At 40.0% G+C, this 9,989-nt stretch carries 12 protein-coding genes; all 12 read left to right on the top strand.

Annotation, left to right across the window (positions count from 1 at the left end; genetic code table 11):
- A partial coding sequence (locus Q0389_RS08740) for a LuxR family transcriptional regulator (protein ID WP_298693550.1) occupies nucleotides 1-488 on the top strand: 488 nt, incomplete at its 5' end.
- Between the two features lie 89 nt (nucleotides 489-577).
- Nucleotides 578-904, top strand: coding sequence for a hypothetical protein (locus Q0389_RS08735; protein WP_298693548.1), 327 nt, complete (start codon nucleotides 578-580; stop codon nucleotides 902-904).
- Nucleotides 905-917: 13 nt separating this feature from the next.
- Complete coding sequence (locus tag Q0389_RS08730) at nucleotides 918-2,138, top strand: hypothetical protein (protein WP_298693546.1); 1,221 nt, start codon at nucleotides 918-920, stop codon at nucleotides 2,136-2,138.
- A 36-nt stretch (nucleotides 2,139-2,174) separates the two neighbouring features.
- Nucleotides 2,175-2,879 (top strand): hypothetical protein, encoded by a 705-nt coding sequence (locus Q0389_RS08725; protein WP_298693545.1) that lies wholly within the window; start codon nucleotides 2,175-2,177, stop codon nucleotides 2,877-2,879.
- A 20-nt stretch (nucleotides 2,880-2,899) separates the two neighbouring features.
- Complete coding sequence (locus Q0389_RS08720; RefSeq protein ID WP_298693544.1) at nucleotides 2,900-4,297, top strand: sensor histidine kinase; 1,398 nt, start codon at nucleotides 2,900-2,902, stop codon at nucleotides 4,295-4,297.
- 76 nt (nucleotides 4,298-4,373) lie between these two features.
- Nucleotides 4,374-4,598 (top strand): hypothetical protein, encoded by a 225-nt coding sequence (locus Q0389_RS08715; protein WP_298693543.1) that lies wholly within the window; start codon nucleotides 4,374-4,376, stop codon nucleotides 4,596-4,598.
- A 111-nt stretch (nucleotides 4,599-4,709) separates the two neighbouring features.
- Nucleotides 4,710-5,468, top strand: coding sequence for a hypothetical protein (locus Q0389_RS08710; RefSeq protein WP_298693541.1), 759 nt, complete (start codon nucleotides 4,710-4,712; stop codon nucleotides 5,466-5,468).
- A 36-nt stretch (nucleotides 5,469-5,504) separates the two neighbouring features.
- Nucleotides 5,505-6,200, top strand: coding sequence for a response regulator (locus tag Q0389_RS08705; RefSeq protein WP_298693540.1), 696 nt, complete (start codon nucleotides 5,505-5,507; stop codon nucleotides 6,198-6,200).
- Between the two features lie 23 nt (nucleotides 6,201-6,223).
- Nucleotides 6,224-7,561 carry a sensor histidine kinase gene (locus tag Q0389_RS08700; RefSeq protein WP_298693539.1) on the top strand — a complete coding sequence of 446 codons (1,338 nt, stop codon included), beginning with the start codon at nucleotides 6,224-6,226 and terminating at the stop codon, nucleotides 7,559-7,561.
- Nucleotides 7,562-7,633: 72 nt separating this feature from the next.
- Entirely contained in the window at nucleotides 7,634-8,782 is a 1,149-nt protein-coding gene (locus Q0389_RS08695; RefSeq protein ID WP_298693537.1) for a hypothetical protein, read from the top strand.
- A gap of 9 nt (nucleotides 8,783-8,791) precedes the next feature.
- Nucleotides 8,792-9,589, top strand: a complete 798-nt coding sequence (locus Q0389_RS08690; RefSeq protein ID WP_298693536.1) for an alpha/beta hydrolase — start codon at nucleotides 8,792-8,794, stop codon at nucleotides 9,587-9,589.
- A partial coding sequence (locus tag Q0389_RS08685; RefSeq protein WP_298693534.1) for a hypothetical protein occupies nucleotides 9,586-9,989 on the top strand: 404 nt, incomplete at its 3' end. The genes Q0389_RS08690 and Q0389_RS08685, both read left to right, overlap by 4 nt.

Raw genomic sequence — 9,989 nt, 5'->3', positions numbered from 1 at the left:
CCAAAAGCATTCTTCCGATAGAGTGGAAGAATTTGCCGATAGAGCCGGGAAGCTCAGAATTTAAGATGATGAATGACGCTAAAAAATTCGGTCTTCAAAATGGTGTCAGTATGCCGATCCATACTCCCCACGGCGAATTCGGAATCCTCAGTTTCTCCATCGATAACGATACTCCGGCTGCCCATGAAACGACGTATCGTTCACTCCCTTTTGTCCAGATTCTAGCTAGTCACATCCATGAAACGCTAAGACGTATTTCCGGTTTATACGACGAGGCGCTTCGTCCTCTCAGCAAACGGGAGCAGGAGTGTCTCAAATGGGCGGCTGATGGCAAAGCGGCATGGGAAATAGCCCATATTCTCCGAATATCCGAGCGTACCGTAAACTTTCATCTCAACAACACCATGCAAAAACTCGAAGTGTGCAACCGACAACACGCCGTTGCAAAAGCCACACTCAAAGGGCTTATTCAGCCAAGCCCCTTCTAATAACTTCTCTTCCCTGTAAAAAGTAACAGTATATTTTTCATTGTGATTTAAATATAATTAACCATTAATTACATAAAAGAGAGAGCATTATGTTTAAAATTGTTACAGCAACATCTGTTATTGCTATTGTCTTAAGCGGATGTATGTCGCCTGCCGTGCATCTTTACAACGGTGCCGAAACAACTTTTCGCAAAGGTGCGCCTGATTATCAGAAAGGAGCCACGGGTGAGGTCACTTACTGTAATGCGGGATTAAATACCCTTGTCGAGTCCCGACGGCAGCAAGCTCTTCAAACGATCAATGAAACTTGTAAAGGAAACAACTATAGCATTACCGGTGAATCCCCGGGACATTCTGCTTCATGTACACTTGACAATACCATCGTCTTTAAGTGTAATGCAAAAAAGAAAAAATAAAGTGGAATAACACATGTTTAATTCACGAACCCTCTTTGCAGTATGCCTATCCGTTTTCCCGCTGATTCCTTCCGAGCTTTTCGGATTCAGCTTTATTTTGCAATACGAAGGTGAGGTCGATGACCGCGTTGTCTATTTCGCCGATGACCTTGTTCTCAATCGAACTCCACCTAACCAGATGTTTAGTGGCACGGAATGGCGCCAGATTACCGTCACAGCCGTCTACGAAAATCCGAAAAAGCCTGAACTCGCACATATGGCGCTGCAATTCCAGTGCCCGGATATAGTTGCCATGGACGGGGGAAAGATTAATTTTAACGACATTAAAAACATTGTCCGCGCTGGCGATCCGGTGACCTTTCGTATCAATGGTCCGGATGAGAGCTACACTATTGGGCGATCTGACTTGAAGCCCGAACCCATTGCCATGACCGACTGGAAAACATCGAGTGCCCCCATGCTATCCAAAGCAGGTGCCATCGCTTGCAATCACATTGAGATTGATCATGCCTTACATGACGCCATCAAAAAGGACAACTCATTCGATTTTGATGGTTTCGGGAAACGCATAGCCAAGCTGGGATTGCCAGCGGATATGGCGGTCACAGGCCTATCTTTGAACTCTGAATACATTGAGTTTGCATGGGATCAGCTCTGGTGGGAGAAAGTTCTGGCAGGCAAGCGTCCTGACCCTTCCGGGAAATGGAGTACGAAGCTATCCAAAGCCGACAGACAAGTGGCATTGGAAAAATTGAAAAAGGAACATCAGGAATTTGAGTCTAGGACGGCATCGATGAGGGGAAATCTGCTGGAGAGCATCAAGAAGACCAATGCAGAAATGAAAGCCGACTTGGAAGCGGCCAAAAATGGCGATAAACACCCTGACGGTTCGAAGATGAACAAATATGAAGCCAAACTGGCGAAAGTTTTTCGTGGACAGAGCGAAGAAAATGTTGTCGAATACATGGGGAATCCTGAATTCAACCAAGCCGGAAATACGCGTTTCCTTCGTTACACTCAAACCTGGGAAAAGCAAGGTGTCACGGTTTACGGTGCGCAGGGAGTTATCGGAGGCGATGCGGGCGGTTATGCCGAGTGTTTCGCGGAATTTAGTCTAAAACCAGATGAACAGGGCGTATGGCGTGTGAACGATATTATCGTCAGATCCGATTATGAAGGTGTAGGTCTGGGGGAAGTTCGACTCCTTTGCAACGACGTCGTAAGAGGCAAATAATGATAACTGGCAAAATAAACTAAAAGGATTAAGAAGATGATAAACATTAAAACTCCGATTTTAGCTGCGGGACTCATAGCAGTACTTCTCTCTTCTTCTGTACACGCGGAAATAGAGGGAGGCTCGTTCGATGTGCTTGGATCGATAATGGACAAAACCCAAAAAGAGATCGACGTCCAAAGCACACTCAAAGGCAATAAAGCAGAGGCTGAAAAATACCGCGAGAAAATCATCAAAGGGTGGTGGGAATTTATGCAGGGTAAATCCAATGCCAAACCCGGCGAATATTGTATTGCGACATTTCTACAGGCAAAACGTGAATTGCAGCCGGGTCGCACTGACGGGATGAAAGACGGGATGGCCGTAATGCTCTCGGGCCCAGGCGGCAACTATCGGGGGGCTCTGCTCGGTTTTATGCCTATCGGCGACGATCACCGTTTTCCCGAATACCAAAAAGGAAAACCTATTATGGTCACACTCAAACAAGGAAACCTTTCGCCCGTAACCCTGAATGCCATTTACATGACGGTAGGAAAATCGTCTCGGCCTATGATCCTTTTTGCCGTTCCGAATATCGAAGCGCTGATGGCGGGGATGGTAGATGATTGGAGTTTCGAAGTGATTTATCAGGATCAAACAATCGCCGATATCACCTGGCACTCCGGATTAAAAGCACGTGCTGAACTGGAACAATGCGTGGCGGGGAAACCGTTCGACAACAAAAGTCATTTAAAAGATTAACAATCTTTTACAGGACATCCATGAAAATAGTTTTATTGATTTTTGTATTTACGATTTCAGGACTGTTTGGAGGCTTGATCGGTACGGATAAACTTTCTGAAATACCATCGAATACATTGTTGTTCTTCTACGGTATTTCAACTGGAATCGTCCTCATGGCGGCAATCTATAATGCAGTTTTATTTATCTATAATCGACAAATCATGTTTTTATATTACACAATGATGCAGGTTACAGTTGTCTTTAGTCTGCTATATTTGACAAATATTTTACATAATTTTCATTGGTTTATCGACCTAGAAAAAATAGCTCATATTTTTACAAATTTAGGTGCTGTCTTTGCGATCTTGTTCACACGTACTTTTTTACAAACGAAAAAAAATACTCCGATATTCGACAAGTTTCTGATTTTACTCCTGCTAATATTATCATTGGATTTTATTTTACTGATCTTGGGTCAAACAAATCTCAACGATCTCATACCATGTATTGGATTAATGGGACTACTTTTGATCGTAGGTATCATACGCTATTATCAAGGATTCACACCCGCACTTTATTATTCGATTGGTTGGTCTATACTGATTGCTTCGATCGAATTGAATATAAATTTTAAAGTTGATCCAAATGCTTCCTTATGGGAGACTGTCTTTTTATCAAATCCTTTGCTGATAGGCTCGCCGTTAGAAGCGATCATTCTTGCCTTGGGACTATTCTATACGGTTAAACAAAGTGAAAATGAAAAAAAGATTCAAGAGTTCATTCTTGTTCAACAGGCCAAGCTTGCTTATCTAGGAGAGATGCTAGGAAATATTTCCCATCAGTGGCGGCAACCGCTTACCAATCTCTCTTATATTTTCATGAATATCAATGCATCACATAATGAACAAATCACTATACAGAAAAAAGTGGATGAAGGGCTCTTTCAGCTGCAATTCATGTCTGAAACGATTGAAAATTTCCATAATTTTCAGCGCCCTGATGTCGGTAGAGAAGAATTCAGCCTCTATGATGAGACCTCATACGCACTGAGTATCATCCAAAACGAGCTCGATCATCACAACATCCATGCAAGTATTCGTCTATTCCAAGACACCTGCTTACTCAATTTTAAAAACCAGTACATTCAGGTTTTACTCAATATTATTGGAAATGCCAAAGAAGCCCTTATCGCTTTAAATCTCCAAAAGAAGTACATTCATATCGAAATATCTAAAAATACGGTAAAAATAAAAGACAATGCCGGCGGGATACCGAAAAATCTTCTAACCCGTATTTTTGAACCCTATTTCAGCACAAAACCTCACAATAGCGGCATCGGTCTGTATATGTCCAAAATCATTATTGAAAAAAATATGGCCGGAATTTTGGCAGTATCGAATACAGATGAAGGTGCTTGTTTCGAATTAAAATTTTAATTTTTTCTGCTTCAATCATTTTTCAATCATTTTTTTTCTCTATAACTTGTATATCAATCTACAAAAGAGGAAAAGCATGACTGTAAAAATCTATGTAGCCGCATTCATTGCGATTCAATTTATGACAGGATGCTCGACGGCTTCTCCTGAGCCTTCTGATAACAGAAACAGTTCATCGTTCGACAAAAAAGTAGAACGCAAATCCGACCAGATTATTGATCGGACTACTGATAGAGCGGTGAATAAAGTCGGCAATACGCTAGAATCAAAAATGGATCAGATGTTTAACCGTTTATTCTGATGTTCTGTCATGGGTAGAATGTGTTGAGCCATTCCTCTCATGATTAGTTTTCTTTTTTTCGAGTATTTCTTAATCTTCATTAAAAATAAATCCAAATCACAAGGAAATGATATGTTCAAATATCTTGCCGTCGCATTATTGATAGTATCAGCCGGAGCGCATGCCAGCGAAGTTTATATGTATTCCGCAAAAGATAAAAAAATTCTCCCTTATATCAACGGTGGAGAAGGAGAAGTGCGCTACTGCACCGATTCAAAAATCAAAAAGCAGCAGCGTCAAGAGGCATTTGACACCATTTCAGAAGCCTGTGGGGGCAATCTTTATACGATTACCGCCGATGTCCACGCGGTATTTGCTCCAAGAGCGGGCGGAAAAGAGATGATAGCCGGTTGTAAAGCTCCGGGACAGGTAATCTCTTTTAAATGCAACGGGACGAAACCCTCCGGTCGATGGGAATTTGCACCTGCAAACAGCGATGGTGTCTGTTCAGCGACATATACCCAAAAACAAGGCTCGATCACTCTGCGTTCTCCAGACAATACGCTTGAAGGGGGTGCCATCATCTTTTCAGGACCGAATATCCCATCACCCTCACGCCAAACGGATGTCAAGATTTCCTTGAGCGAGAATAAAGAAAAAGCCATCACCTTTGGAGCGATTAACGGTGTATTCGACAGCACACCTAATAATTATGGTTCGGTAATGATCCCGATTTCAGAATATGAATCGATGCTGAACTCCATGCAGGATAATCACTCTTTTACCATCAGTCGCAATAAAACTGTCTGGATATCCATAGATTGGAATCAGGGAAAAAGAATCAAAGAAAAACTCACAGATTGCTATGTGCAGAACATTTTGCATAAATAGTATTCGCCAATCTATAAAGAGTGATAAAATATTTCCATGAATTTAGAAGTCTTTCCCCTTAACCAGTTGACATTGCTCTACATTGAAGATGAGAGCACCATTCGTAAAAATGCTGCTGAGTATTTCAGCAGACTTTTTGATACCGTATTAGAGGCTTCTAATGGCCTCGAAGGGTATCGTCTTTATGAAAAAAACAAACCTGACATCATTATTACCGATATCCGAATGCCGATGATGAATGGCCTCGAAATGGCCCGTAAAATTCGCTTAATTGATAAAAAAACTCCCATAATTATTCTCAGTGCATATACTGATACGACTTTGCTATTAGAAGCTGTAGAACTTCAACTTATTAAATATCTTATCAAACCTTTACAAGAGTCTGCTATCAAAGAAGCACTTTCATTAGCATGCATGTCTCTCAATAATCAACAAACCAATATTTATTCAATCGGTACAAAATCCTATTTTGATACTTACAACAAAACACTTGTCGTCAATAATGAAATCGTAAAACTAACACAATTTGAACTCTTAGTACTTGATACTCTCGTCAAACGTTCTCCCAGAGCTGTCACGTATGATGAGCTGCAAAATATCGTCTGGCCGGATGATGGGATAAATATAGACTCGCTTCGAACATTAGTCCGTTCGTTACGCAAAAAAATGAAAATAGATGCGATAGAGAACATTTCAGGGTTAGGCTACAGAATTATTCCCGCATCACTATGATAAAATTAATACTTCTGCTCATTTTGCAATCCTTATCTTACGGTAAAGATTTTTTTTATGAAGAATTAGGGCGTACCGCTGCGGAATTTATGCTTTACGGTATCTCTATCGGTATAGTTCTTATGGCTGCAATTTACAGTTTGGTTTTATACCGCCACAATAAAACAATCATGCTTATTTATTATTTTTTGCTGCAGTTGAGCGTTGCAGCTTTTTTGATGAATACTTCCGGTATATTTTTACTTTCAACCTATGATTTTGGAACGAGTTCAACCTATTATGACTCGATAATAATCATTTCAAGCATCATGTCATTTGTCTTTGCACGAGCTTTTTTAGAAACAAAAAAATATTCACCGATACTTCATATGTTGTTAAATGGATTATTGATCCTTTTGATTTTTGAATTCATTATTACCTTGTTATCTCAAAGATTCATCACTACTTTTCTCCCTTTTTCTCTTTTTTTGGTCTTTATATTGATTGTTGCCTGGATACGCTATCGACAAAAATATGTGCCTGCACTGTATTTTTTCTATGGCTGGTCTTGTTTAATCGTATCGGTAGCTTTTTCAGAAATATATAGGGACAGTTTAACATTCAGTCCCATTTTCATCGGATCACCGCTGGAAGCTATCTTTGTCGCTTTTGCATTAACCTACTCTATTCGTCAATTAAAAGAGGAACAAAAAATTCAACAAGCCATTATGATCCATCAATCCAAACTTGCTTCTATGGGTGAATTGCTCGGAAATATTGCACACCAATGGCGACAGCCTTTAACCAACCTCTCTTATATTTTTATGAATATTAAATCAACCGCATCGATAGATGAATATATTAACGACAAATCCGATGAGGGGATGAAGCAGCTACAATTTATGTCCGATACGATAGATAACTTCCGTAATTTCTATCATCCTGATACGCACAAAGAATTTTTCAGTCTGTATGAACAAACTCTCTATGCATTAGGAATGGTTGAAGGAGAATTTCAACGGCATAATATTGCAACTACCATTGATTTGATCGAAGATTCATCCCTATACAATTATAAAAATCAATATGTACAAGTATTACTCAACATTTTAGTCAATGCCAAAGACGCTTTTATTTCATCAAACGCAACACACCCTGCTCTATCCATACAGATCAATAAAAACACAATAACTATTCAGGACAATGCCGGAGGTATCGCATCTGAAAGTATTGAAAAAATTTTTGAACCCTACTTTACTACGAAATCACAGCACAGCGGAGTCGGATTATATATGTGTAAAACCATAGTAGAAAAGAATATGTCAGGTAGGATGTCTGTATCCAATAGCGATCGGGGTGCACGATTTGAACTAATTTTTTAATAGTAATCATTTTTCAATCATTTTTTTCCAATAGACTTAAATCGATTATTGAATTCTATAAAAGGGTTTATAATGGAGATAAGACAAGTGCTGATATCAGGTTCTACCAAATTAACTCGCTTCATCTTTTTTTTAACATTCCCTTCTATTAGTTTTGCAGAACCGACGGGCATTATTTTTATGGAAGGTGAAAAACCTTCACGCGTAGTCTATACAGCTCAGTTTTTAAATACGTATGAGCATTCAACAAGCATATCTGCTTTCATGAACTCGAATACCAACGAAGAGTTCGAGAAACTGAGAAATGAGCAAAGACAAGTAGAAATGCGTGTAGTAGCGACTTATGAAAATAAAACCGCACCGGAAAGTATCGATATGACATTACTATTCCAATGTCACAATAAAATGTATCGCATCTACTCAGCACACGCGATGTTTCGTGACGGAAGCGATAAACAGACAAAACAAGACTGGAAACCTTACGACTCCGCTAACTCTGCCTTTCCGATAGTGGCCTCAAAAATTGCTTGTGATAATGAGCAAGTATTGAATGCGGCCAAAGAAGTTGCAGCAAGCGAAAATGGACAAAAATTTAGTGCTTTTGATAAGTTGGGTATTATCTATATCGGTGATTTAGACCGGTTTCAGGCAGTTGATATGGTATGGAAAACCGTATTGGCTGACGGTATCCGCCCTGCCTATAATGCCAAGACATTAACTGCTCAAGAATTAAAAGAGTGGAACGCTAAATTAGATAAACAGTTAGCAGAGGCAAAACAGCAAATCGCCGGCAATAAGGCATTGGCTTCGGCAGCTCTCAACGATATTCATGAAGATCAAGCGTTTAAAAAGGAAATCAGTGCAAATGCCAAGAAACATACGGATATGTTTGGTAGAGAATCTAAACAATTTAAACAACTTAAATGGATTCTCGGAAAAACTGAAAACGAGATCGTAAGAAAATCCGGTGCGCCTTCTAACGCCACCGAAGTAGGCGATGCACGCTTTCTTACCTACTACAACGAATATTTTATACCGGGTGTGGGATACTCTCATATAGACAATAATGGCTATGCGGTGTACGGTGGAACATCCGTAACATGCGAACTGACACTTGAATTAAGAAAAGGCGGTTCACAATCTGATTTCAGAGTTGTTGATTACCACGCCGATACTTCGAATGGCGGCTGTCGAGATTTAAGCTGGTTTAATAGAGATTAGGAGGATACAATGAAATACAACATGATATTTCTTTCGATTTTAATAATGATAGGTTTTAGCGGATGTAGCACTGTGTTAGAGCCAAAAATAACTACAGTCGATGAGAAAAACGTAGAATATTATTTAAAACAAAACGGTTCGCCGACGGTTGTTTTTGAAAACGGTTTAGGTGGGACCATGAAGTGGTGGTCGGATGTCATTTCCGGTCTTGACAATAATTTTTCCGTATTCACGTACAATAGAGCCGGCTACGGTAACAGCACGAGCGTATCGAGTGAACGTGATGGTGAACATATAATAGAAGAATTGCGCACAATTTTGCGACACAATAAGCTCTCCCCTCCCTATATACTTGTTGGGCATTCGCTTGGTGGTTTGTATATGCAGTACTATGCTCGCAAATATCCCGAAGAAGTGACGGGTTTAGTGCTGGTGGACTCTACCCATCCGAATCAATTCAGAGGCAACGGCGATCCGGAAAATTGGCCTTTTTTGACGAAAACAGTATTTAATCTACTGTTGTCCGAAACTGCAGAAACTGAGTTTGATGCTATCAATAAAACGGGAAATGAAGTTCTTGCCCTGCCTACAGCTACATCGATGCCGATTATTATTTTAAGTGCACTGGAACCGATGTCGGTTCATTCCGAACTGGCTGATGATGCGAATGCGAAACGGATTGATCTTGCTAATTTGTATCCGAATGCAGAAGTAATATGGGTCGATAGCGGACATGTAATCCCCTATGAAAAACCTGAATCGGTCATTGAAGCGATCGAATCCATACACAAAAGGAGCATAAAATGACTATAGCTAAACTGACACCCCATTCTGAGGTTTTAAATACGAAGTATCCCTCTAAAAAATCCGAAAGCGAACCGAATACTTTGAATAACGGCGATGACGGAATCAAAAGATACGATTTTAACAACATTTCGAGAACGGAGTTTAGAACGATTATCAACGATTTGATAAAAACAGGTCAAATGTCTCTGGATGAATCCAGTTCATTGGTCATGGCGATGGATTCAGGCAATATTGGTGAAGCCCCTACTCAAAATTCCGAACAAAAAGTCAATGTTTTTGAGATTTTGAAGCAATCTATGGAGTTTAATCGGTATATCGGAAATGTTTCAGGAATCGAGTATGATACAAAGGCGCTGAATACTTTATTGAGACTTGAGAGTAAACCGATTACGCTAAGAAC

It is taken from the genome of uncultured Sulfuricurvum sp., from assembly GCF_937936435.1.
Classification (GTDB): Bacteria; Campylobacterota; Campylobacteria; order Campylobacterales; family Sulfurimonadaceae; genus Sulfuricurvum.
The sequence above is the reverse complement of the archived record's forward strand: the minus strand, read 5'-3'. Positions and strand labels throughout refer to the sequence as shown.